Source organism: Alteromonas lipotrueae, assembly GCF_019249215.1.
Taxonomy (GTDB): domain Bacteria; phylum Pseudomonadota; class Gammaproteobacteria; order Enterobacterales; family Alteromonadaceae; genus Alteromonas; species Alteromonas lipotrueae.
The window spans coordinates 66,381-91,453 of record NZ_JAESDI010000014.1; the positions used below are offsets into that span (position 1 = coordinate 66,381).

Annotated in this window: 26 protein-coding genes; 25 read left to right on the plus strand and 1 reads right to left on the minus strand. The window is 44.1% G+C overall.

Annotated elements, in window-relative coordinates:
- Positions 1 to 144: 144 nt before the first annotated feature.
- Positions 145 to 1,830, minus strand: coding sequence for an alkaline phosphatase D family protein (locus JKP82_RS16305; RefSeq protein ID WP_218397852.1), 1,686 nt, complete (start codon positions 1,828 to 1,830; stop codon positions 145 to 147).
- 211 nt (positions 1,831 to 2,041) lie between these two features.
- On the opposite strand from JKP82_RS16305, the gene rnr reads away from it, so the two are divergent.
- The 25 genes from rnr (at position 2,042) to JKP82_RS16430 (ending at position 25,072) form a co-directional block, all read left to right on the plus strand.
- Positions 2,042 to 4,354, plus strand: coding sequence for a ribonuclease R (gene rnr / locus JKP82_RS16310; protein ID WP_218397883.1), 2,313 nt, complete (start codon positions 2,042 to 2,044; stop codon positions 4,352 to 4,354).
- Entirely contained in the window at positions 4,354 to 5,091 is a 738-nt protein-coding gene (rlmB, locus tag JKP82_RS16315) for a 23S rRNA (guanosine(2251)-2'-O)-methyltransferase RlmB (RefSeq protein ID WP_013786232.1), read from the plus strand. Before rnr ends, rlmB begins: the two co-directional genes overlap by 1 nt.
- A 501-nt stretch (positions 5,092 to 5,592) precedes the next feature.
- The gene (locus JKP82_RS16320; protein WP_159533489.1) at positions 5,593 to 7,278 is read left to right on the plus strand and encodes a S8 family serine peptidase; all 1,686 of its coding nucleotides are present in this window, start codon (positions 5,593 to 5,595) and stop codon (positions 7,276 to 7,278) included.
- A gap of 230 nt (positions 7,279 to 7,508) precedes the next feature.
- Complete coding sequence (locus tag JKP82_RS16325) at positions 7,509 to 8,885, plus strand: DUF4397 domain-containing protein (RefSeq protein WP_159533487.1); 1,377 nt, start codon at positions 7,509 to 7,511, stop codon at positions 8,883 to 8,885.
- Between the two features lie 143 nt (positions 8,886 to 9,028).
- On the plus strand, positions 9,029 to 11,116 hold the full coding sequence (locus tag JKP82_RS16330) for a GAF domain-containing hybrid sensor histidine kinase/response regulator (RefSeq protein WP_218397854.1): 2,088 nt from the start codon (positions 9,029 to 9,031) through the stop codon (positions 11,114 to 11,116).
- 323 nt (positions 11,117 to 11,439) lie between these two features.
- A complete protein-coding gene (gene rplN, locus JKP82_RS16335; protein ID WP_013786228.1) occupies positions 11,440 to 11,808 on the plus strand; it encodes a 50S ribosomal protein L14 in 369 nt (122 codons plus the stop codon).
- A gap of 12 nt (positions 11,809 to 11,820) precedes the next feature.
- Positions 11,821 to 12,135 carry a 50S ribosomal protein L24 gene (gene rplX, locus JKP82_RS16340; RefSeq protein WP_013786227.1) on the plus strand — a complete coding sequence of 105 codons (315 nt, stop codon included), beginning with the start codon at positions 11,821 to 11,823 and terminating at the stop codon, positions 12,133 to 12,135.
- A gap of 17 nt (positions 12,136 to 12,152) precedes the next feature.
- On the plus strand, positions 12,153 to 12,692 hold the full coding sequence (gene rplE, locus JKP82_RS16345) for a 50S ribosomal protein L5 (RefSeq protein WP_013786226.1): 540 nt from the start codon (positions 12,153 to 12,155) through the stop codon (positions 12,690 to 12,692).
- A gap of 11 nt (positions 12,693 to 12,703) precedes the next feature.
- Positions 12,704 to 13,009 carry a 30S ribosomal protein S14 gene (gene rpsN, locus JKP82_RS16350; protein WP_126871760.1) on the plus strand — a complete coding sequence of 102 codons (306 nt, stop codon included), beginning with the start codon at positions 12,704 to 12,706 and terminating at the stop codon, positions 13,007 to 13,009.
- A 13-nt stretch (positions 13,010 to 13,022) separates the two neighbouring features.
- Positions 13,023 to 13,415, plus strand: a complete 393-nt coding sequence (gene rpsH, locus JKP82_RS16355) for a 30S ribosomal protein S8 (protein WP_013786224.1) — start codon at positions 13,023 to 13,025, stop codon at positions 13,413 to 13,415.
- A 13-nt stretch (positions 13,416 to 13,428) separates the two neighbouring features.
- Positions 13,429 to 13,962 carry a 50S ribosomal protein L6 gene (gene rplF / locus JKP82_RS16360; RefSeq protein WP_057795824.1) on the plus strand — a complete coding sequence of 178 codons (534 nt, stop codon included), beginning with the start codon at positions 13,429 to 13,431 and terminating at the stop codon, positions 13,960 to 13,962.
- A gap of 12 nt (positions 13,963 to 13,974) precedes the next feature.
- Positions 13,975 to 14,328: a 50S ribosomal protein L18 gene (rplR, locus tag JKP82_RS16365; protein ID WP_041453128.1), complete on the plus strand. Its 354-nt coding sequence runs from the start codon at positions 13,975 to 13,977 to the stop codon at positions 14,326 to 14,328.
- Positions 14,329 to 14,337: 9 nt separating this feature from the next.
- Entirely contained in the window at positions 14,338 to 14,838 is a 501-nt protein-coding gene (gene rpsE, locus JKP82_RS16370) for a 30S ribosomal protein S5 (protein ID WP_013786221.1), read from the plus strand.
- A 6-nt stretch (positions 14,839 to 14,844) separates the two neighbouring features.
- The gene (gene rpmD, locus JKP82_RS16375; RefSeq protein WP_013786220.1) at positions 14,845 to 15,024 is read left to right on the plus strand and encodes a 50S ribosomal protein L30; all 180 of its coding nucleotides are present in this window, start codon (positions 14,845 to 14,847) and stop codon (positions 15,022 to 15,024) included.
- A gap of 3 nt (positions 15,025 to 15,027) precedes the next feature.
- On the plus strand, positions 15,028 to 15,462 hold the full coding sequence (gene rplO, locus JKP82_RS16380; protein ID WP_013786219.1) for a 50S ribosomal protein L15: 435 nt from the start codon (positions 15,028 to 15,030) through the stop codon (positions 15,460 to 15,462).
- Positions 15,463 to 15,467: 5 nt separating this feature from the next.
- Positions 15,468 to 16,787 carry a preprotein translocase subunit SecY gene (secY, locus tag JKP82_RS16385; RefSeq protein ID WP_013786218.1) on the plus strand — a complete coding sequence of 440 codons (1,320 nt, stop codon included), beginning with the start codon at positions 15,468 to 15,470 and terminating at the stop codon, positions 16,785 to 16,787.
- A 37-nt stretch (positions 16,788 to 16,824) separates the two neighbouring features.
- Entirely contained in the window at positions 16,825 to 16,938 is a 114-nt protein-coding gene (rpmJ, locus tag JKP82_RS16390; protein ID WP_013786217.1) for a 50S ribosomal protein L36, read from the plus strand.
- A gap of 174 nt (positions 16,939 to 17,112) precedes the next feature.
- Positions 17,113 to 17,469 carry a 30S ribosomal protein S13 gene (rpsM, locus tag JKP82_RS16395; protein ID WP_013786216.1) on the plus strand — a complete coding sequence of 119 codons (357 nt, stop codon included), beginning with the start codon at positions 17,113 to 17,115 and terminating at the stop codon, positions 17,467 to 17,469.
- Between the two features lie 14 nt (positions 17,470 to 17,483).
- Positions 17,484 to 17,876: a 30S ribosomal protein S11 gene (gene rpsK / locus JKP82_RS16400; RefSeq protein ID WP_013786215.1), complete on the plus strand. Its 393-nt coding sequence runs from the start codon at positions 17,484 to 17,486 to the stop codon at positions 17,874 to 17,876.
- Positions 17,877 to 17,900: 24 nt separating this feature from the next.
- Positions 17,901 to 18,521: a 30S ribosomal protein S4 gene (gene rpsD, locus JKP82_RS16405; RefSeq protein ID WP_013786214.1), complete on the plus strand. Its 621-nt coding sequence runs from the start codon at positions 17,901 to 17,903 to the stop codon at positions 18,519 to 18,521.
- 19 nt (positions 18,522 to 18,540) lie between these two features.
- Entirely contained in the window at positions 18,541 to 19,530 is a 990-nt protein-coding gene (locus JKP82_RS16410; protein WP_041452624.1) for a DNA-directed RNA polymerase subunit alpha, read from the plus strand.
- A gap of 41 nt (positions 19,531 to 19,571) precedes the next feature.
- Positions 19,572 to 19,973 carry a 50S ribosomal protein L17 gene (gene rplQ / locus JKP82_RS16415; RefSeq protein ID WP_013786212.1) on the plus strand — a complete coding sequence of 134 codons (402 nt, stop codon included), beginning with the start codon at positions 19,572 to 19,574 and terminating at the stop codon, positions 19,971 to 19,973.
- A gap of 210 nt (positions 19,974 to 20,183) precedes the next feature.
- Positions 20,184 to 21,590, plus strand: coding sequence for a mannose-1-phosphate guanylyltransferase/mannose-6-phosphate isomerase (locus tag JKP82_RS16420; protein ID WP_159533483.1), 1,407 nt, complete (start codon positions 20,184 to 20,186; stop codon positions 21,588 to 21,590).
- A gap of 214 nt (positions 21,591 to 21,804) precedes the next feature.
- Complete coding sequence (locus JKP82_RS16425) at positions 21,805 to 24,087, plus strand: glycosyltransferase family 2 protein (protein WP_218397856.1); 2,283 nt, start codon at positions 21,805 to 21,807, stop codon at positions 24,085 to 24,087.
- A gap of 22 nt (positions 24,088 to 24,109) precedes the next feature.
- Entirely contained in the window at positions 24,110 to 25,072 is a 963-nt protein-coding gene (locus JKP82_RS16430) for a hypothetical protein (RefSeq protein ID WP_159533479.1), read from the plus strand.
- Position 25,073 lies beyond the last annotated feature (1 nt).

Below are 25,073 nucleotides of genomic sequence, written 5' to 3' on the forward strand. Positions count from 1 at the left end.
TCCCGTTTCGCTTTTGGCGGTAACGGGATTTTTTTTGTCTTGGTGCTAGGTGGCAAGTAACGCGGCTAGCGCTTTACTAGTCTCAATCCAGCCACTACTTACTTTTTTTACTTAGCCTCTACTCGGCCACTAAACAGGCCTTCGTCAGGCCTCAATGACAAACTCATGACTATTTACTGTGCTGGCAGACGTGGATTTAATGGAATCTACATAACGCCACGTGGCAACCGCCTGTTTTTCAGTAAAAGATACCGTTAAATATCCCCGCTGATGCAAATTGCAATATGCTAAATCATCGATAAGTACAGGAAGATCTTCCGCCATGGTTGTCGCAGCGTCAGCATCCATTTTCAAATAATGCTCCATACCCGGCGATGAGACACTGGATGTGGCCAGCTCTGTTGCCACCGCTGTGCCATCTTGCAAGGTTAAGGTGTTATGCCACGCATTGTGCGTGTCGCCTGCTAACGCGATCACAGGTTTATTTAATTGTTGCACTGCCGTTAGCAATTGTTCCCTTTCTACCGGATAGCCATCCCAGGCATCAAGGTTGTATGGCATGGCAGCGGCTAGCAGCTTTTCTTCTTGTGCTGAAATGGTTTCTCCGGCTAGCTTTCTGCGTTTGCTATTTGCAAGGGCGTGCACATGAGCAGGAATTTTTTCAAAAGGGACACCATTAAAGATAGAGGCAGGAAACATCATGCGGCCAATTAAAAGCTGCTGCCCTAATACTTGCCATTTCGCTTTGCTATTGTTCATGGCCGTATTAAGCCATGTTCGTTGAGCAGCACCCAGTAAGCCTCGTTCTGGCGCACTAATCGCCTTGGTAAATCCGGGTAAATCAAAAGCCTCGGAATCGGGCGCATCAGGGTCGCGAAAGTCGCTATAGGCTAATTGCTTGTCTCGCGCGAGAACACGGGTATCTAGCATGTATAGGTCAACTAAGTCGCCAAAGGTAAACTGGCGGTATATTTCTAATCTGCTTTCGCCAAAGGTAGGTCGAATGGGTAGCCACTCATAATAGGCCTGCACCGCCGCGGCCCTGCGCGCATAAAAATCCCCTTCATCTTCTTGATGATTTTCTGCGCCATCTTTGTAGGTGTCGTTAGTGATTTCATGATCGTCCCACACCACAATAAAAGGCTTAGCACGGTGTAAATCTAATAAACCTTGGTCGTTACGATAGAGCGCGTAGCGTTTACGGTAATCTTCAAGAGTATAAAGCTCGGTGTCGTTGTCTTTAGCAAACGTGCGGCCTAATTCTTTAGCATGCTCGGTGGCATAGCCTTCGCCATCATATTCGTAAATGTAGTCGCCTAGATGTAATACAAAATCAATATTCTGTTGTGTCGCAGCATCAGCATACGGCGTAAAAAAGCCCGCAGGGTAGTTAGAACATGAAAACACCCCGAACATTACCTGGCTTACGTTGTCTTTCGGCAAGGTTAATGTTGTACCTACTTCGCTCATGTTATTTGCGCTTTTAAAACGATAGTAATAGCGGGTGGCTGGATTCAAACCGGTGACATCAACTTTAACGGTATAGTCTCGTGATTGCTTGGCCTCGGCAATATCACTGGCAACAAGAGTACTAAAATCTTTTGAAGTTGATACTTCCCATAAAATGTTGGCGTTTGCTGCGCTTTTGTCGGGCAAAGCGCGGGTCCAAAGTATAACGCTATTATGCAGTGGGTCGCCGCTTGCAACCCCATGAGTGAAGCTGGCACTATCTTGAGGCTTTTTAGTAGAAACACAGCCGGCTAAGCCCGTTGAAATGGCAACACTGGCACCGGCGATAGAACTTAATTTAATAAAAGAACGTCTGTCCATAAGGCGTGTCCGTAAACGTTATTTTTTTAGTGATTGAGAACTAAAGATATATCGAAAGAGTATGACACTGGCATGGCAGTTTTATAACGCAATGTTTTGTGTAGATTGCTGTTATACTGTGCGTAAATCGAACGCTTTAAAATTGCCACCCCTTGAACAGGGCAACAGTGTTTGAAAAATGAATAAACTAACGAGGCGACAGAACAACTCTATGAGTGATGATCCGCATTATCAGCGCGAGAAAGAAAAGTACGAAAATCCGGTAGCAAGCCGGGAGTTTTTGATGAGTTTATTGAAAGAAGAAGACAGACCTATGTCTTTTCTTGAAATATGTACGGGAGTGAATGCCGAAGAAGAAGATGCTCGCATTGGCATTCAGCGCCGCCTTCGCGCTATGGAGCGAGAAGGGCAAGTTCAGTTCACCCGTCAAAAGAAGTATATTCTTCAAGATCAAGATGAGTTGTTCCGCGGTAAAGTGATTGGCCACCGAGATGGCTACGGCTTTTTGCGCCCCGAAGATAAAAGCGGTGATCTGTTCATTAGTGCAGGCCAAATGAAACTGTTTTTACATGACGATATTGTAGAAGCGCGAGTAAGCGGTACTGACCGTCGCGGTCGTAAAGAAGCCTTTATTACGCAAGTGGTAGAGCCGCGTTCAGAGCCTATTGTTGGTCGCTACTTTGTAGAGCAAGGGTTTGGCATGGTTGTGCCAGATGACAGCCGTCTACAGTATGAAATTGTTATTCCCCCTGAACATGTAAACGGCGCCCGTATGGGGCAAATAGTGGTGGTTGAGCTTACGCAGCGCCCACGTCGTAAAATGAGCCCAGTGGGTAAAATTGTTGAAGTACTAGGTGAACATATGGCGCCTGGTATGGAAATAGAGATGGCGCTTCGCACCTTTGATATTCCGCACCAATGGCCAAAAGGCGTTACCAAACAGGTTAAAAGCCTTACCGAGCAAGTGCCCGATGAAGCAAAAGAAGGGCGAATCGATTTACGTCAGCTTCCACTTGTTACCATCGATGGTGAAGACGCTCGTGATTTTGATGATGCCGTATATTGTGAACCGTTAGATGATGGTGGTTGGCAACTATGGGTAGCCATTGCGGATGTCAGTTACTACGTACGAAATGGTACTGCATTAGACGATGAAGCCCAGCAACGGGGCAACTCGGTGTATTTCCCCGAGCAAGTTATTCCTATGCTACCGGAAGTGCTGTCTAACGGCTTGTGTTCACTGAACCCAGAAGTTGATCGCTTGTGTATGGTGTGCGAGATGACCATTACCGCCCAAGGTAAGTTAGATACTTATCAGTTCTATGAAGCCGTAATGAACTCTCACGCTCGTTTAACTTACACCAAGGTATGGAAAATACTGCAAGGCGACAAAGACCTTCATCAACGATATGAAGCACAAGTGCCGCATTTGCGTGATCTTCACGACTTATATCGTTCGCTGAAAAAAGCCCGTCAGCACCGTGGTGCTATTGAGTTTGAAACCCAAGAAAGTAAGTTTGTATTTAACGCCCAGCGTAAAATTGAAAACATCGTGCCGCTTATCCGTAACGATGCCCACAAACTTATTGAAGAGTGCATGATTTTAGCTAACGTTAGTGCTGCACTAACACTGTCTGAAAATGAAGCACCTACACTATATCGTGTACACGATAAACCCGATGCCGATAGGCTGACAGCTTTCACCAGCTACTTAGCTGAAATAGGCGTGCCGCACAAAATTACCGATGAAGCCTTACCGGCAGATTTTACCGATGTGGTATTAAAAACCCGTGGTCGTCCTGACGAAGAGCTGATTCAAACCATGTTGCTTCGCTCAATGAAGCAGGCTATTTACGATGGCGATAACCTAGGTCACTTTGGCTTAGCCCTTGAAGCCTATGCGCACTTTACGTCGCCTATTCGTCGTTACCCAGACTTAGTGGTTCACCGTGCGCTGAAAGGTATTATTGCTAAGCAAAAAGGTAAAAATACGGTTTCAGGTGCGAAGAATTACACGGTTGAAGAAATTGAACAGCTAGGCGAACAATGCTCGATGACCGAACGTCGTGCCGACGACGCTACCCGTGATGTTGCTGATTGGCTTAAATGTGAATTCATGCTTGACCACGTTGGCGATACCTTTGAAGGCGTAGTCAGTTCAGTGACAAACTTTGGTTTGTTTATTCGCTTAACCGAATATCACATCGATGGCCTTGTGCATATCACCTCGCTAGATGATGATTTTTATCACTATGACCAAGTAAAGCAAATACTGGCAGGTGAGTCTGGACATCGTCAATTTAGACTAGGCGATACCGTAGAAGTGAAGGTGGCTGCGGTTAACCTTGATGAAAGAAAGATTGATTTATTGCTGGATAAGTCTATGCTGCGCGGCCCCGGCGGCAAGAAGGTTAAAGTAGCCAGTGCGAAGAAGCCGCCTAGAAATGCCAAGCGAGGCCCTAAAAAGGGCGCGCCAAAAGGCAAAGGGGCACCATCGCGTTCGAAGAAAGGGGATAAGCGTTAATGGCACAGCAAGAATGGTTATATGGTTTACATGCAATGCAGTCGGTTTTAGAACAAGAACCAGAGCGTGTAATGGAAGTTATGGTATTAAAAGGCCGTAACGACGAGCGTTTGACTAATATTGTTAATCAAGCACGTCGATTTGGTATATCAGTACAGTTTTGTCAGCGTAAAGCACTAGACGACAAAGTTAACGGCGAACAGCACCAAGGCGTGGTCGCCAGAGCGAAACCCGCTCGTGTAATGGATGAAGCTGACTTAGATAGAATCTTAGACAAAGAAAGTAAGCCCTTATTGCTTGTGCTTGACGGTATTACCGACCCGCATAACTTAGGTGCCTGTTTGCGTACCGCCGATGGCGCGGGTGTGCATGCAGTGGTAGTACCGAAAGATAAATCGGCCAGCCTTAACGGCACTGTGCGCAAAGTCGCGTGCGGAGCAGCGGAAGTTATCCCACTTATTCAAGTGACTAACTTGGCGCGTACGTTAAAGCACCTACAAGATAAAGGTTTATGGATTGTGGGCACAGCGGGCGAAACCGACAAAACCCTTTACGATATAAAACTAGATGGCCCAACCGCACTAGTAATGGGCGCTGAAGGTAAAGGCATGCGCAGGCTTACCAAAGAGACCTGTGATGAATTAGTGAAGTTACCAATGGCAGGTAGTGTAAGTAGCTTGAATGTATCGGTAGCTACTGGTGTTTGCTTGTACGAGATAGTGCGCCAACGTGGCTAATTAGCTCATTTCGTCGCTAAACAATTATTCATTACACATGTAAGCCGTTAACCTAACCGTAAGCGGCTTTTTCATTTCTGAAACACGTTAGGGCAGAGATAAGTTTGACTTAAGTTATTTTTAAGTTTTTCTAATTTCTGAATTAACATTTACTTACAAATTGGTGCTTTACACTTAAATATCACGCCCTGCCTGCATTTGCCAAAATTCCAACGCTACTAAAGCACAATCCAATCTGCAACTTACGTATATATTTTCAACATAAGGAACGTAACGTAATACTTAACTCGTTGATTCAATGCTTAATAGTTAATTGGTGCGTATTGGGTGTATTACCTAATGCCATGATAAAAGGCATGTGGGCCGTTGGCGAATTCGAGCATGGAGTGCTTTCGTAGGAAGTAGCGTTTGCCCTGAATGTCTATTAATAACAACGAAGTTTCAAAAACGCTGTAAAGCGTTGAAACACGACAAGACAGACAACAGGAAATAACAGTGAATATGAAACACACAAGTATATCAGCCATTGCCCTTGCAGTATCTGTAGGGTTGGTCAGTCACGCTGCAACAGCAGCAATAACAAAAAATGCGACAGCGATAAACACCACCAATGCACCAGTAAAAGTTGAAGAAAAAGCATCGCTTCAATCTTTACTCGGCAAAAGACTTGTAATAAAAGGTAAGTCTGCACAAGAAGAGCAGCGCTATATTATTAAATTCAAAGAAACATTAACTACAGATGTCATTAGCAATGCCAGTAGCAGTAAATCTGGCTCAGCTGAGCTAGTTCAAGCCACTAAATCTACTGTAAAGCGACCTTTTGAAGTGCAATCTGCCCGCAGTGAAATACAGAAGGTGGGGGGAGATGTTCGTAAAGAGCTTGGAAAACATCGCATGATGGCGGCGTCTTTAAGCCGAAATGCCCTGAATAAACTGCGTAACAATGCAAATGTAGAAAGTATTGAAGTAGATGTAAAACGCACACCTATGGCACAAACCACCCCTTACGGTTACACCATGGTACAAGCTAATCAGCTTTCGCAAGCAGATACTACCGCTCGACGTGTATGTGTTATCGACACGGGATACAACCTAGGGCATCCAGATTTACCTGGTACCAACGATGGTGTAACCGGCCAGGCGAATAATAGTGCCGTAGGGAATTGGTATAACGATGGTAACGGTCACGGTACTCATGTTGCCGGTACCATTGCCGCTTATGACAATAGTGAAGGGGTTGTTGGTGTTTATCCTGGCGTGAATCTACATATCGTTAAGATATTCAATGACAATGGCGATTGGACCTACGCCTCTGATCTTATTGACGCTATTTCACAGTGTCAAAGTGCCGGGGCTAACGTGGTAAATATGAGTTTAGGCGGTGGCAGCGCTTCAACGACAGAGCAAAACGCGATGCAAGATTTCACTGATGATGGCTTACTTCTGGTTGCCGCTGCAGGTAATGCAGGTACAAGCGCTAAGTCATATCCAGCCTCTTACGACGCAGTAATGTCGGTAGCCGCGGTTGATTCAAACGAAAATAGAGCAAGCTACAGTCAGTACAACGACCAAGTTGAAATAGCTGCACCGGGTAGTGCTGTTTATTCAACATACCCCACCGACACATATGCTTCTTTAAGTGGAACTTCAATGGCTACGCCTCACGTAGCGGGTGGTGCGGCCTTAGTGTGGAGTTATTTCCCTCAGTGCTCAAACACCCAAATACGTAATGCGTTGACATCTGCTGCCGAAGATAAGGGGGCAAATGGACGTGATAACTTATATGGTTTTGGCCTTATGCAACTTGAGGATGCTTACAGCTACCTGAATACTAACGGATGCGACGGCAGTGGCGGTTCAGATCCAGGTACCGACCCAACTGTTGAGCCGGTATCAGGTCAACTGACGGGACTATCTGCATCACAAAGTAATTGGAATCGTTATACGTGGACTATTCCTGAAGGCGTGACGACCATGACGGTACAAACGTCTGGCGGTAGTGGTGATGCAGACTTGTACATGAAGTTTGGGTCGCAGCCAGAAACCAGTGACTTTGATTGCCGCCCTTACGAGAATGGTAATAACGAAGTGTGTACGTTCCAAGCACCCGCTGCGGGTACGTGGCATATCGGAATTCGTGCTTACTCGACTTACAGTGGCGTAACGTTATCGTATTCCTATGAATAGTTAACCCACAAATAAAAAGCTCGCCCCTATTACCTTATGAACAGGTAATAGGGGCTTTTTTGTATAGAAAGACAAAAATACTTTTGTAGTGAATTGTCAGCTTTGTAAAGGCTGCGTAAAGGTGTGAACTATAACAAGCTTTGTAGTGCCATACGGCAGTATAGTTCACGCCTTTCTGGGCAGTGTAACTCCCTTCAAACAATCACGAATTTAGTAAGGACGTTCAGTATATGCAATTTCAATTTCCGGCTTGGTTACGAAACGTAGCTATCGGTCTGGTGGCAATTTCAGGGTTAGCTGCTTGTGGTGGCTCTGACAGCAGCTCCGATTACTCGTATGCTTATATACAATTCTATAATGCTTCGCCAAATGGTGCGAATGTAGAAATGCGAGAAGTCGATGGAGATAGCTTTGGCTCTGCGCAATTTGGTGATACTACTGCGATGTACTCAATGGACAACGGTGAAATTGAACTTGAGTTCATTCGCACCGACTCAGATGACCAAGAAGTGCTTATCGATACTTACACCGTTAATCTTAAGAACGGTGACAAGCACCTTATCGTTATGAGTGGCGATTTTGCATCACCGATTCTCAGCGATTACAGCTATACCCGTGAAACGCTAGAAGATCACTTCAGGTTATTCGCATTGTCTGTAACCATTGATGAAGGTTCTTACGACTTTTATTTAGCTGAGTCTGGCGACCCGTTTGAAGCTGCAAACTTCTTAGGTACGGTAACTGCATCTGAAATGATTGAGTTTGACTACTGGGATCCAGATGACGACAGCGACTACTTTGATGAAGATGAGTACACCATTTATTTAACCGAGCCAGGAAGCACTGAGGTGCTATTTGAATCACAGACACTAGACTTTGCGTACGAAACTGAATATCTACTCACAATGCGTGATGTAAGTGGCGCAATCCAGTCAGGTTTGGTTGTAGATACTATCTTGAATTCATCATCAGTGACAGCGTTAACCGACGTTGAAGCAGATTCACAGTACCGTATTTATAACTCGACAAATATTACCACTGCACTTGATGTGACCTTTGGTGGTAACACTGATGAAGAGGATGTTGCTTTTTCTCTGGATGCGGGGGAATTATCTGAATTCACTGAGATTGGGTATGGCGATTACCGCGTAACAGTAACGGATACATCTGGTGAGGCCACAACGCTAAGTAATAAGCTTATCACCTTGAACCAAGGTGAAAGTAAAGCAATTCTAATCTACGAAAAAGCGGGTGCACTTGGCGCGGTAACATTCGTAGAAAGTGGGCTGCCTCAAGCGTACGATAAAACAGTAAACTTCATTAACTTGGTTGAAGACTTTGATGATGTGGACTTCTATCTAGTGCGTAACGATGAAACTATCGATACCGCAGAATACGACCTGCAAAATCTAGAGTTTGGCGAAACGGACAGTGAAGTATTACCGTCTGATTACTACGAAATCATTGCCGTTTACGAAGATGATAATGAAGAACAAATTCTGCTAGATCGTACAGCCTTGTTCGGATTTAACGAAGAAGAGAACTATATTGTTACGGTAGAACCAGCAGATACCGCAACTGGCTATGAAATTAACATTTTGTATTAATCACTTATGTGCAAACAATACTAATTGTTAATGCTGGTCTGCTTTAAATACCGAGAGTTTCAGTTACCTTTAGAAAAGACTATTACTTTCCCGTAATGGTCTTTTTTGTCTCTAGGGCTTTTTAAGGGAGGGCTGAAAACCTCATGAGTGTAATTAAAGATCTTCACAAAATTACCACTGATGGTGCTTTGTCTTTCAGTGAAAAAGTGGCTCGATTACTCGAAATTGGCACTGAAGTTTTAGGCCTCGAAACCGGCATTGTTAGCTACGTGCATAACGGGACCTATACGGTGGTGCAGGCTATTTCTCCATTAAATGAAATTGTAAGCGGCGCTGAATTTCCGTTATCTAATACCTATTGTGCTGATACTGTAAATGCAAATGGTATCGTGGCCTACAACGACGTTGACGTTATGCCAGGCAATAGACATCCGTGCTATTCCCTCTACACATTAAAAAGCTACTTAGCCACCCCTATACATGTGAATGCTGCCTTATATGGCACACTGAACTTTTCTTCCACTACGTCGAAGACCGATGGGTTCACCGCTGTAGATTATGATTATTTGCTGTTACTTGCCGACTGGATAGGGGCAGAGGTGACACGTGAAGAAGCGTTAAGCGAAATCATTTCTCAGAAAGACGCATTAGAAGAACAAAACGCACTGCTTAATCAAATTACTGAATTGGCGGGGGTAGGTACGTGGGAGCTCGATTTAGAGACAGGTGCACTTACGTGGTCAGCGTCTTTGAAGCGCATGTTTCAAATCAACGACAAACAAGAAGTCACACCAGCACATGCACTTAAGTTTGTGGCAAATACAAAAGTGCGAAATGTCTACGAATCTAAAATGGAGGAAATTGCCAGAACCGGGAGCGACTGGGCTTACGAGTTCGAAATTATTACCGATGGCGGAGAAAAGCGGTGGTTAGAAAGTCGAGCACACCCCATCATGAAAAATGGAACCTGCCTTAAAATCATTGGCGCGACCCGAGATATAACTGAGCGTTTTAACACCACCCAATCTTTGAAACAAAAAACCGCTATTGCAGAACAAGCACTAAAAGCACGTAGTGAGTTTCTTGCGAACATGAGTCATGAAATACGAACCCCTATTCATGGTGTACAAGGCATGCTCGAAACCCTTTGCAGCACGTCTCTTAATGAAAAACAGAAAGAATATACACATGTCGCAATGCGTAGCTCGGAATCGTTGCTCAACATCGTGAATGATATTTTAGATTTTTCAAAAATTGATTCAGGCCATATGACCTATGATGTTGAGCCTGTAAACTTGAAAGAATTAATTGAGCAACAAGTTCCCATGTTTAGCCGCTTAGCCGATAAAAAGGGGATTGAATTTATCACCGAAACGGCGGCTGTTTCAGATACATTATTTCTCGCTGATTCATTAAGGCTAAGTCAGATACTGATGAACCTTTTGAATAATGCGGTGAAGTTCACTGAGAAAGGGTCAATTAAAATTAGTACGCGATGTACTAAGTATGGTGTGGGGCGCTTTAAGGTTAAGCTAATCGTTACCGATACGGGTATTGGTATTAGCGATGAACAGCAAAAAGTTATCTTTTCGCCATTCCTTCAGGCTGAAGAGTCGACACAGCGACGCTTTGGCGGCACAGGTTTAGGCTTGGCCATTGTGAATAATATTGTTGAGCATTATGACGGCAATGTAGAAGTATCAAGCGCGCTTGGGGAAGGGGCGCGATTTATCGTTACCATGACTCTCGATTGTGCAAATGCCGGCGTGTTGAAAGAAAAGACTATCGCAGCAAACAAGGCAAAGCCGCTTTGCAAAAAAGTGTTGTCAGAATCACGAGTGTTAGTCGTGGAAGATAACGAAATAAATCAGATAGTCATTAAAGAGCAATTAAAAGAAATTGGCGTGTCGGTAGAGCTAGCCAACAATGGTGCCTTAGGCCTAGCAAAGGTGAAAAGTGCGATAGCGCGGAAGAAGCCATACGATCTTATCTTCATGGATTGCCACATGCCGGTGATGGATGGGCTAGCTGCCACGAAAGAAATAAGGGCGCTAGGTGAAACAGTCCCTATCATTGCACTTACTGCAAACGCGATGAGTGGCGAAAAAGAAAAGTGTTTGAGAGCAGGAATGGATGACTTTATATCGAAACCTGCAGGCGTTACGCGGCTAGGTGACTGTATTAACTACCACTTGTCTCATAAACAGGAGAGGTTCAGAAATCCTGCTTGATAGCCAACATTTGGTTATCAGCCCCGACAATGCTGAGGCTTTTTTATGTGTACCTATAAAACCACAAGACAAACGATAAAATTCTGAGTATAATGCGCACAAGTTTCCGGCACATTTCGTGCGCCCCTCGCGCTTTTCATAAGCGATTTACTCAAATTCCCCATCGATTAAAAATAATCCAATTTAACGCTATCTCTAGCTCAAAATTTCTGTTATAGTTTCGCGCCCTTTTTATGGGGGTATGTATATAAATTCAACAATGTTTGTTGGGTTTAGCAGCAATAACGACTCGGCAGAGTCTCATAATAGAGCGGAGCACTAACATGATCCAAATGCAAACTAACCTGGACGTTGCAGATAACAGCGGCGCTCGCAGGGTTCAGTGTATTAAGGTTCTTGGTGGCTCGCATCGCCGTTATGCAGGTATCGGTGACATCATCAAAGTTACTGTGAAGGAAGCAATTCCTCGCGGTAAAGTTAAAAAAGGTGACGTACTGAATGCAGTGGTGGTGCGTACTAGAAAAGGCGTTCGTCGTGCAGATGGTTCATCCATTCGTTTTGACGGCAACGCAGCTGTTTTGCTTAACGCAAACAAGCAACCAATTGGTACGCGTATCTTTGGACCGGTAACCCGTGAGTTGAGAAGTGAAAACTTCATGAAAATCATCTCATTGGCCCCAGAGGTACTATAAGGAGTCACGATAATGGCTAATAAAATTCGTCGTGATGATGAAGTAGTCGTATTAGCGGGTAAAGACAAAGGCAAACAAGGCAAAGTCCTTAAAGTGCTTATTGCTGATAACCGTGTAATTATAGAAGGTGTTAATCTTATCAAGAAGCACACTAAGCCAAACCCACAATTGGGTGTAGCTGGTGGGATTGTTGAGAAAGAAGCTTCTATTCACGTTTCTAATGTTGCGATTGTTAACCCGGCAACGGGCAAAGCAGATCGCGTTGGTTTCCGTTTCGAAGATGAGAAGAAAGTTCGTTTCTTCAAATCTAACGGCGAACTTGTTTAATTATATTGGAGAGTACGATGGCGAAACTGCATGATTTCTATAAAGAAACAGTAGTAGCTGAACTTGCTAAGCAGTTCGGGTACAAAAGCGTCATGCAAGTCCCTCGGATTGAAAAAATCACTCTAAACATGGGTTTAGGTGAAGCAATTGCTGACAAGAAGGTGCTTGAGAATGCTCAAGCTGACATGGCGGCTATCGCCGGTCAGAAGCCGATTGTTACAGTTGCTAGAAGATCAGTAGCGGGCTTTAAAATCCGTGAAGGTTATCCGATTGGCTGTAAAGTAACCTTACGCGGCGAGCGTATGTGGGAATTCCTTGAGCGTTTGATTTCAATCGCTATCCCACGTGTTCGCGACTTCCGTGGTTTGAACCCTAAGTCATTCGACGGTCGTGGTAACTACAGCATGGGCGTGCGTGAGCAAATCATTTTCCCTGAAATCGATTTCGATAAAGTGGATAAAGTTCGTGGTATGGATATTACTATCACTACCAGTGCGGACTCAAATGAAGAAGCACGTGCTCTGCTGGACGCGTTCAACTTCCCATTTAAAAAGTAGGGTGTAGGGTTATGGCAAAAGAATCAATGAAGGCCCGTGAATTAAAGCGCGCTAAGCTAGTAGCTAAGTACGCAGAAAAACGTGCCGCACTTAAAGCGACTATCAGCGATGTTAACGTATCTGAAGAAGAGCGTTGGGACGCTGTTCTTAAGCTACAACAACTGCCACGTGACTCAAGTTCTTCACGTCAGCGTAACCGCTGCCGCGTAACTGGTCGTCCACATGGTTACCTTCGCAAATTCGGTCTTAGCCGTATCAAACTGCGTGAAGCAGCGATGCGCGGCGAAGTCCCTGGCCTTAAAAAAGCCAGCTGGTAAGGAGTAGCTGATAATGAGCATGCAAGATCCTATCGCGGATATGTTTACCCGCATCCGTAACGGCCAAATGGCAGAAAAAGTTTCTGTAGTTATGCCTTCTTCTAAACTTCGCGTAGCAATTTGTGAAGTATTAAAGTCTGAAGGTTATATTACTGACTTCGCTGCATCTGGTGACGTTAAGCCTGTTTTAGAAGTTACGCTTAAGTACTTCGAAGGCAAGCAAGTAATTGACACTATTGAGCGTGTAAGCCGCCCAGGTCTGCGAATCTATAAGAAAAAAGATGAGCTTCCTAAAGTAATGGGTGGATTGGGTGTCGCGATCGTGTCGACTTCTAAAGGTGTGATGACTGACCGTGCAGCGCGTAACGCTGGCATGGGCGGTGAGATCATCGGTTATGTAGCATAACGGAGGAGTTGAAATGTCACGAGTAGCAAAAGCCCCAGTAGACTTGGTTTCAGGTGTAGATATTTCTATCGCTGGCCAAGAAATTACCGCAAAAGGTAGTAAAGGCACTTTGACCCGCGTTTTTAACGACGCTGTAGAAGTTGTACAAGAAGAAAACCAACTGAAAGCACTTCCTCGTGAAGGTTTCGCTGACAGCTGGGCGCAAGCAGGTACTGCTCGCTCTCTTCTTAACGCAATGGTTCAAGGTGTTTCACAAGGTTTTGAGAAAAAGCTTCAGTTAAATGGTGTTGGTTACCGTGCGCAAGCACAAGGTAGCAAACTAAACCTGACGCTTGGTTTCTCTCACCCAGTAGTATACGAGATGCCTGAAGGCATTACCGTTGAAACGCCTACGCAAACTGAAATCGTCGTGAAAGGCGCCGATAAGCAGGTTGTAGGACAGGTTGCGGCGAACATTCGCGCTTACCGTCCACCAGAGCCTTACAAAGGCAAAGGTGTACGTTACGCTGACGAACATGTACGTCGTAAAGAAGCTAAGAAAAAGTAGGTGGGTGATACGATGGATAAGAAAACAGCTCGCATTCGTCGCGCTACACGCGCACGAGCAAAAATTCGTGAACTGGCCGCGCATCGCTTGGTAATTAACCGTACACCTCGCCACATCTATGCTCAGTTAATCGCTCCTAGCGGTTCTGAAGTATTAGCAGCGGCTTCTACTGTAGATAAAGAACTTGCAAAAGATCTTAAGTCAACAGGTAACGCTGAAGCAGCGGCGATAGTCGGTAAAGCAATTGCAGAACGCGCTAAAGAGAAAGGCATTGAAAAAGTGGCTTTCGATCGTAGTGGTTTTAAATACCACGGTCGCGTTAAGGCATTAGCTGATGCAGCTCGCGAAGCTGGCCTTCAGTTCTAGGAGTTTATAATGGCTAAACAAGAAGTTCAGAACGGTGAACTATTAGAGAAATTGATTGCTGTTAACCGCGTATCTAAAGTGGTTAAAGGTGGTCGTATCTTTAGTTTTACTGCATTGACAGTAGTGGGTGACGGTAATGGTCGCGTAGGTTTTGGTTACGGTAAAGCACGTGAAGTGCCTGCTGCAATTCAGAAAGCTATGGAAAAGGCACGTCGCAACATGGTTGACGTTGACCTTAACGGCCACACGTTACAGCACCCAATTAAAGGTCGTCACTCTGGCTCTAAAGTCTACATGCAACCAGCATCAGAAGGTACCGGTATCATCGCCGGCGGTGCAATGCGTGCAGTACTTGAAGTAGCTGGTGTACAGAACGTACTTTCAAAATGTTACGGTTCTACGAACCCAATCAACGTTGTTCGTGCAACAATCAACGCGCTGACAGAGATGAATTCTCCAGCGAAAGTTGCTGCGAAACGTGGATTGTCTGTATCAGAAATTTTGGGGTAATCAGACATGGCAACGATTAAAGTAAAGCAAACTAAAAGTGCGATTGGCCGTCTGCCAAAGCACAGAGCTACGCTTAAAGGTTTAGGCCTTCGTAAAATCAACCATGTTCGTGAACTGGAAGATACGCCAAGTGTACGCGGCATGATTCACCGTGTTAATTACATGGTCGAAATAGTCGAGGAGTAAGTTATGCGTTTAAATACTATTGCTCCTGCTCCAGGAGCTAAACATTCTGGTAAGCGTACTGGTCGTGGTATCGGTTCAGGTCTAGGTAAAACAGGTGGCGCAGGTCACAAAGGTCAAAAAAGCCGTTCAGGTGGCCGTGTTAAGCCAGGATTTGAAGGTGGTCAGATGCCACTTCAGCGTCGTCTTCCGAAATTCGGTTTCACATCACGTAAGAGCTTCGTTACTGACGAAGTAACTCTTGCAGAAATCGCAAAGGTTGATGGTGATACAGCATCTCTAGAAACTTTAAAAGCAGCTGGTCTTGTGAAAAAAGAGATTCAGTTCGTTAAAGTTATCAAGAGCGGTGAAGTATCACGCGCTGTTACAGTAAGCGGTTTAAAGGTTACTAAAGGCGCTAAAGAAGCGATTGAAGCTGCTGGCGGTAAAGTAGAGGAATAAGCTAGATGGCTAAACCAGGATTGGATTCAGGCGCGAAAAGCGGCTTGAGTGAGCTTAAAGCAAGATTGTTGTTCGTACTCGGTGCGATTGTTGTATTCAGATTAGGTTCTTATGTTCCTATTCCGGGCATCGATCCAGCTGTACTTGCTGACTTGTTCGAGCAACAGAAAGGTACCATTGTAGAAATGTTTAACATGTTCTCCGGTGGTGCGCTTGAGCGTGCATCCGTTCTGGCTTTGGGCATCATGCCATACATTACTGCATCAATTATTATGCAGTTGCTCTCGGTGGTTCATCCACCGATGATAGAGCTTAAAAAAGAAGGCGAAGCAGGTCGTCGTAAAATTAGTCAGTACACACGTTATCTAACGTTGGTATTGGCTATCTTCCAATCAATTGGAATATCGACGGGTCTGCCTAACCTAATTAATGGACTGGTATTGAACCCTGGCTTCGGATTCTACTTTACGGCAGTAGTGAGCTTGGTCACAGGAACGATGTTCCTAATGTGGTTAGGTGAGCAAATTACTGAACGAGGTATCGGTAACGGTATTTCTATATTGATATTTGCTGGTATTGTTGCCGGTCTACCAACAGCGATAGGTCAGACGGCAGAACAAGCAAGACAAGGCGACATTAACCTGTTGTTCTTGTTGTTGATGGCTGTGATTGTTATTGCGCTTACATACCTTGTGGTATTTGTAGAGCGCGGACAGCGCAGAATTGTGGTAAACTACGCAAAGCGTCAGCAAGGCCGTCAGGTTTTTGCCGCGCAAAGCACGCATTTACCACTGAAAGTCAACATGGCTGGTGTTATTCCACCCATCTTTGCTTCCAGCATCATTTTGTTTCCGGGTACTATCGCAGGATGGTTCGGACAGAATGAATCTACGGCGTGGTTGCAGGACGTAGCACTTATGCTATCTCCAGGTCAGCCCCTGTATGTGATGTTATACGCAACAGCGATAATCTTCTTCTGCTTCTTCTACACGGCGTTGGTTTTCAACCCGCGTGAAACAGCGGATAACTTGAAGAAGTCTGGTGCGTTTGTACCAGGTATCCGTCCTGGTGAGCAAACATCACGTTATATCGATAAGGTAATGACTCGTCTGACTCTGGCAGGCGCGCTGTACATAACCTTTATTTGTTTGGTGCCTGAATTCATGCTAATTGCCTGGAATGTTCCGTTCTACTTCGGTGGTACGTCGCTTCTAATTATTGTGGTGGTTATCATGGACTTTATGGCACAGGTGCAGACACATTTGATGAGTAGTCAATATGAGTCTGTTCTGAAGAAAGCTAATCTTAAAGGCTACGGCCGTTAAGTTAGCCCCTTAATTTATAAGATAGGGGAGTGATGTAATGAAAGTTCGTGCATCAGTTAAAAAGATTTGCCGTAACTGTAAAGTTATCAAACGCAACGGTGTTGTGCGCGTAATTTGTACAGAGCCGAAGCATAAGCAAAGGCAAGGTTAATCTACGCGGTACTGAATACTCGCAAAGCCAATAAGCAGGGCCTGACTTATACTTATCAGGTTCTGCTGGTTTTGTTTAAAGTGTTCAGAACCTAAATATTTGCAATTTAGTTGACGGGTAAGTATCCTATCGGGCTTTTTAGGTCGTCAACAATAAATTAGAGGAGTGCTGTTAATGGCCCGTATCGCTGGCATTAACATTCCTGAGCACAAGCATGCTGTAATCGCTATCCAAGCGATCTATGGCGTTGGTCCTACACGTGCTAAAAGCATTTGTGTAGGTGCTGGTGTTGCAGAAGATACAAAGATCAAAGAGCTAGACGAAGCGACTATTGATAAGCTTCGTGACGAAGTGGCTAAATTTACCGTTGAAGGTGATTTACGCCGTGAAGTCTCTATGAGCATCAAACGTTTGATGGACCTGGGTTGCTTCCGTGGTATTCGCCACCGTCGTAGCTTGCCTCTACGTGGTCAGCGCACTAAAACAAATGCGCGTACCCGTAAAGGTCCTCGTAAGCCAATTAAGAAGTAAACGGGGAATAAGTTATGGCTAAAGCACCAGCTCGTAGTACGCGTAAGCGCGCTAAACGTCAGGTTGCAGACGGTATGGCTCATATCCATGCGTCTTTCAACAACACAATTGTGACTATTACAGACCGTCAAGGCAATGCATTAGCATGGGCGACATCTGGTGGTTCAGGTTTCCGTGGTTCACGTAAATCTACCCCATTTGCTGCACAGGTTGCTGCAGAGCGTGCAGGTGTTGCTGCACAAGAATACGGTCTTAAAAACCTAGAAGTGTTTGTAAAAGGTCCAGGTCCAGGCCGTGAGTCTGCGATCCGTGCTCTTAACGCTACTGGTTATAAGATCACAAATATTACCGATGTGACACCAATTCCTCACAACGGTTGTCGTCCACCGAAAAAACGTCGCGTTTAATCGACGGACAGTTGGAGAAAGATCATGGCAAGATATTTGGGTCCAAAACTCAAACTTAGCCGTCGCGAAGGAACTGATTTGTTCCTTAAGAGCGGCGTTCGCGCAATCGATTCTAAATGTAAAATCGATACAGCGCCTGGTCAGCATGGAGCCCGTCGTGGCCGTTTGTCTGACTACGGTGTTCAGCTGCGTGAAAAACAAAAAGTTCGTCGTATGTATGGCGTTCTTGAAAAGCAATTCCGTAACTACTATAAAGAAGCTGCACGTCTAAAAGGGAACACAGGTGAAAACTTGTTACAACTTTTAGAAAAGCGTCTTGATAACGTAGTTTATCGTATGGGATTTGCTAGCACACGTGCAGAAGCACGTCAGCTAGTTAGCCACAAGGCGATCATGGTAAATGGTCAAGTTGTGAACATTCCATCATTCAACGTTTCTGCCGAAGACGTGGTTTCTGTTCGTGAAAAAGCTAAGAAGCAAGCTCGTATCGTAGCTGCTTTGGAACTGGCTGACCAACGCGAGAAGCCAACTTGGATTGAAGTAGACAGCACTAAAATGGAAGGTACTTTTAAGCGCCTACCAGAAAGAACTGATTTGTCTGCGGAAATTAACGAACAGTTGATCGTTGAACTTTACTCTAAGTAAAGCTAACTAAAGAGGAAGCATTGTGGGTTCTGTGACTGAATTCCTTAAACCGAGATTAGTTGAGATCGAAAACGTTTCTCCTACTCGTGCCAAAGTAACTTTGGAACCACTAGAGCGCGGCTTTGGCCACACTCTAGGTAACGCCCTACGTCGTATCTTGTTGTCATCCATGCCAGGATGCGCAGTTACTGAAGTAGAAATTGATGGCGTTCTTCACGAGTACAGCACCAAAGAAGGTGTGCAAGAAGACGTAATTGAAATCTTGCTAAATCTTAAAGGTTTAGCGGTTCGCCTTGAAGGTAAAACTGAGGCAACCCTAACTCTAGTGAAATCTGGCGCTGGCCCTGTTGTTGCTGGTGACATTCAGCATGATGGCGACGTAGAAATTGTTAACCCCGACCACTTAGTTTGTACTTTAACTGGCGAAGCTGAAATCAGCATGCGCATTAAAGTAGAAATGGGTCGCGGTTATGTACCAGCTTCTACCCGTCGCTCCTCTGAAGAAGATGATCGTCCAATTGGTCGTTTATTAGTTGATGCTTCATACAGCCCAGTAGAGCGTATAGCTTATAGTGTAGAGTCTGCCCGTGTTGAACAACGCACAGACCTAGACAAATTGATTATCGATATGGAAACGAACGGTACTTTAGATCCTGAAGAAGCGATCCGCCGTTCTGCGACTATCCTAGCTGAACAGCTTGATGCATTCGTAGATTTACGTGATGTGTCTGAGCCAGAAGCGAAAGAAGAGAAGCCGGAATTTGATCCGATTCTACTTCGCCCAGTTGATGACCTAGAGCTAACTGTACGTTCTGCTAACTGTTTAAAAGCAGAAGCTATCCAGTACATTGGTGACCTGGTTCAGCGTACTGAGGTTGAGCTACTTAAAACGCCAAACCTTGGTAAAAAATCGCTAACTGAAATCAAAGATGTTCTAGCATCTCGTGGACTTTCTCTAGGTATGCGCCTAGAAAACTGGCCGCCTGAGAGCATCGCTGAAAAAGATTAATCAGGTTTTTAATAAACTGATTTGTAGAGAAGGATAAAACTATGCGCCATCGTAAGAGTGGTCGTCAGTTGAATCGCAACAGCAGCCATCGTCAAGCTATGTTCAAGAACATGGCCGGCTCTTTGGTCAAGCACGAAGTGATCAAAACGACGTTACCAAAAGCGAAAGAATTACGTCGCGTTATTGAGCCTCTTATCACTATGGCTAAGCAAGACAGCGTTGCAAATCGCCGTTTAGCTTTCGCCCGCACTGGTGATAAAGAAGTTGTTGGTAAACTATTCAACGAGCTTGGTCCTCGTTACGAAGCTCGCCCAGGCGGATACACTCGCATTCTTAAATGCGGACTCCGTGCTGGCGACAATGCCCCTATGGCATACGTTGAACTAGTAGACCGTCCAGTTGTTGAAGCTGAAGAAGAAGCAGTAGAAGCAACTGAAGAGTAATAAATACTCTTAATTCTGATAATTCAGAATTATTAAAAAACCCGGCTTAGGCCGGGTTTTTTGTTTATGAAAATTAATATCCACATCAAGTAATAATTAATCCGGTTAATTGCAGGAAGCCCCGTTTCATACCTAAACAAATCTTTGTATACTTAAAGGATAATAAAGTATCAGGACGTGAGAGTTCTCTCACCCATTAAGGAAGTTAATATGAAACCAGTAGTACTTGCAGGCGGCACTGGAAGCCGCTTATGGCCAAAATCAAGAGCGGCGTTACCTAAACAGTTTCTGTCACTTACATCCGATAACACCATGTTGCAAGACACTATCGTTCGGTTGAATGGCACTAAAGCCCAAAGCCCCATTTTCATATGTAATGATGCCCATCGCTTTTTGGTTGCAGAACAATTACGTCAAAAAGATATTAACCACGGCGGTATTTTGTTAGAGCCAGTTGGCCGTAATACTGCACCTGCTATTGCACTAGCGGCGTTGCATGCAACGATGAATGGCGAAGACCCTGTTTTACTCGTGCTAGCAGCTGATCACTTAATCAAAGATGAGCCTGCATTCCATACTGCAATCGAAAAAGCAGAAAAGTTAGCTGAGCAAGGTAAATTAGTGACGTTTGGTATAGTGCCAGATCAACCACATACGGGTTACGGCTACATCAAAGCTGGGAGTACACTCGGTGATGGTTATGAAGTTGCTGAGTTCGTTGAAAAGCCAGCGCTTGAAACTGCAAAAGGATATGTAGATTCTGGCGACTATTATTGGAATAGTGGCATGTTTATGTTCAAAGCTAGCAGGTATTTAGAAGAGCTAGAAAAATACAGCCCTGAAATGCTAGACGTATGTAAACGCGCCATCGATACAGAAGCCCCAGACCTAGATTTTATCCGGGTTGATCATGATATTTTTGCTACCTGCCCAGATGATTCTATCGATTACGCAGTAATGGAAAAAACTGACAGTGCTGCTATGGTACCGCTTGATGCACAGTGGAGTGATGTAGGCAGCTGGACGTCATTATGGGAAACTGCGGAAAAAGACCAAAATGGTAACGTTTCTGTTGGTGATACCATTCTAGAGAATACAAAAAGCAGTTACGTGAATGCTGAGCAGCGCTTAGTATCAGTTATTGGTTTAGAAGACGTTATTGTAGTTGAAACCAAAGATGCGGTGATGGTCGCTCACAAAGACGATGCACAGAGCATCAAGAATGTAGTCAATAAACTTAAAGCTGAGAAACGTCCAGAATTTCAATTCCATCGTGAAGTTTTTCGCCCATGGGGAAGTTACGATTCAATTGATAACGGTGCCCGTTTCCAAGTTAAGCGTATTACTGTAAAACCTGGCGAAAAGCTTTCGGTCCAAATGCACCACCATCGCGCTGAGCACTGGATAGTAGTATCGGGCAGTGCCAATGTCACCATTGATGATAAAACCACATTAGTCACCGAGAACCAATCGGTTTACATTCCTATAGGTGCGGTTCACGCTCTAGAAAATCCGGGTAAGATCCAATTAGAGCTTATTGAAGTTCAGTCAGGCGCCTACTTAGGTGAAGACGATATTGTGCGTTTTTCTGATAGGTATGGGCGTGTAGCTAAGTAAAAAAGACAGTTAAAATATTTAAAAAGGCACCCATTGGTGCCTTTTTCTTTTTGTGCAATTATGTCATCGCTTAATATCATCATTCTCGTGTGTTTCAATTTTATTAAATGCGGTATGATTAGCGCCGTAAAGGTATGTAGTAAACCTTCTACGTAACAAATGAAGTTTAAGGAAAGCATTCTAAGCTTTATATAGGAAAAGGTGTCCACCCGTTTTGTTATCTAAAATTCTCAAGCCTGCAACTTTAAAACGATTAGCCTATCGGCTAGCCAAAAAGTTAATCATTGTTCCCCATCATGAGTTAGCGCCAGTCAAGGCAGACAATAGTGGTTCCAGTTGGGTATCAACGGGAGATGACCCGCAATTCATTATTCATCCTGCGCGACGCATTCCCACTCGTAGCTTTAGTAAAGGGTGGTACCTTTTGCGTATAAAGATTAACGAGGCAAATCATCAGTCGCACATAGGAAAGCTTTATTCTAACCTTCAAAAGGGTGAATTGGTGTCTATCGATGTGCCTTGGCATAGCACTAAGTTCGTGAATAGAGTTTTCTACCTTGAAAGTGCAAACGCTATGCTCAGGTTCGACCCTTGTGATGCAGAAACAGAGTTCACAATAAATACTTTCATGATTTCAAAAGTGCCCTCCTTCATTGCAATGAGGCACATGAAACAGCGCTTGTACAAGTTACTTAGTCATGTAGATAACATTGAGGAATACTTGGCCGCGAACTGCAGGCTGAACGGTGGGCGGTTAGTAGATACCGTTTACCAAGAATACAATAATACATTTACTCATGGTGCAATGGAGAAAAGCTATCCGTTTTGGGTAGAGTTTGATGAGCCGCGTGCCATAGAGAAGATGAAGCAAGCTTTCACTGCAAATCAGTCTGAAGTAAAGTTTTCTATCATATTGCCGACGTACAATACCGACCCTGTGTATTTAAAAGCATGTATCGATTCTGTAGTTCAACAAACGCATCAAAACTGGGAACTTTGTATAGCAGACGATGCATCAACTAACATGGAAACCATCGAAGTATTAAAGGCATATGAACAGAAGTATCCTAATATAAAAGTGAAATTGCTCAGTGAAAATGGGCATATTTCCAAAGCAAGTAACGAAGCATTAGCCTTAGTGGCTAATGATTACGTTCTCTTACTTGATCACGATGACACTTTACCTGCACATACGTTATCGTTCTTTGCAAAGGCCATTACAGAGAATGCATCAGCGCAAGTTCTGTATGCCGACGAAGATAAAATAGACGAGCAAGGAAATCGGCACCAACCGCATTTCAAGCCAGACTGGAATCCAGATTTACTGCTAAGTCAAAATTACATATGCCACCCAGCAGTTTATAAAACCAGCTTACTTAAAAAGGTTGGTGGTTTTAGAGTTGGTGTTGAAGGTTCACAAGATCACGATTTACTATTAAGAGCTACAGCTAATCTTAGTTGTGAAGAAGTGGTGCATTTACCCTTCATTCTTTATCACTGGCGAGTTATCGAAAACTCAACAGCGTCGAATGCATCAGCTAAATCGTACACAACCGATGCAGGAATTGAGTCGATAAAGCATTTCCTTTCGCAGACAAAGCAAAGTGCATCTGTTGAAAAAGGGGCATACCCCAACACCTATAAAGTTAATTGGGCTTTGCCTGCTAAACCACCTTTGGTGAGCTTGGTTATACCCACAAGAGACGGCTACGACATTCTGAAGCAATGCTTAGAATCTATCTACAATAAGACATCATACGAAAACTTTGAAATTATTGTTGTAGACAATCAAACGAGCTGTGAGAAAACATTAGCCCTCTTTAATGACTATTTAGACGGAAAAAGTAACTTTAGCGTGTTGAAGTGGGATAAGCCTTTTAACTATTCAGCAATTAATAACTTTGCGGTATCACAAGCAAGCGGAGACGTCGTTGGCTTAGTAAACAACGACATCGAAGTTATCAGCGAGCATTGGCTAACAGAAATGGTCTCCCATGCTTTAAGACCTGAAATTGGCTGTGTAGGGGCCAAGCTCTATTATCCTAATGATACTATTCAGCATGCTGGCGTTGTTTTAGGAATAGGCGGCGTTGCTGGCCACTCACACAAATACTTCCACAAGAGTGAACCCGGTTATTTTACGCGGTTGCATCTAGTCCAGAATATGTCTGCCGTTACCGCAGCTTGTTTACTAGTGCGTAAGTCTGTTTTTGAAGAGGTAGGCGGGCTAAATGAAGAAGACCTCACCATAGCCTTTAACGATGTGGATTTTTGTTTGAAGGTACATACCGCAGGCTATCGAAACCTGTTTACACCTTGGGCAGAGCTTTACCACCATGAGTCGATAAGCCGTGGTGAAGAAGATACCCCAGAAAAAATCGCCAGATTTAATAAAGAAAGCGAATATATGAAGGAAAAGTGGATGAAGGTGTTATCGAATGACACTGCCTATAATCCTAACTTATCTATTACCCATGAAAATTTTTCGCTGCGATAGTGATTGAATATTTAGAAGTATTATGAACAATTTCCCCCTATTTTTTATACATATCCCTAAGACCGCCGGTTCTAGTTTTCGAGTGGCGGCTGAGCAATATTTTGGTTCTGACGCTACATATTTTGACTATGGAAAAGGCTCAAAAGAAACGCATCCCGATATAGTAAAGTATGAATACGAGTTGAAGGACAGATATCTTGCTGCAAAATGTATCAAGAGCAGCGCAAAGCTTTTGTCTGGGCATGTCATTTACCCCAAGTATGCACCGTTTTTTCAGCCTAAGAGCGTAGTAACTTTTGTTCGTGACCCTGCTCAACAAGTACGCTCTCATTTCGAGCACTTCTCAAGGCTCCACGGGTATAAAGGAAGTTTCAAAGATTTCATTAAAGAAAATCGATTTGCCAATATGCAATCTAAAGCATTAAATGGTGTATGGGCCGATGCTATAGGGTTTATTGGTATAACTGAAAGATACAACGAGTCAATCGCGCTATTTAATCAGTATTATGGTACTGACATTAAAGTACTTGATATAAACAAAAATACTGCGAAACCTTCAGGTGCTTATACGTTCAGTGAGGACGAGATTACATTAATTCGTGAAATGAACTCCCAAGACTTTGCATTTTATGACTATGCCTTGAAGCGATTTGACGTACATAAAAATCTTTTGAACAAAGGGCTTCCATTGGTTAGATTCGGTGAAATGAACTTGGCACCTAAAGACAAAGGAAAGCAGCTTAATATGTGGGGCTGTTGCTACGAGCAAGAAGAAGCTTTAGAAGCTTATATTTTACTAGACGACGAAGTTGTAGACCAACTGAAATTATCCGACTACAGGGCGCAGGGCGCTGAACGAAACATGCATCGCAGTGGCTTTGTGGGTAAGGTCTATAGATATCCAGCGACCTTTGAAAAAGGACAAATTGTAAAAGTCAGAGAAAAACAAACTCAGTTAATAATGTTTAGAGACGTAGTTAGCTAAT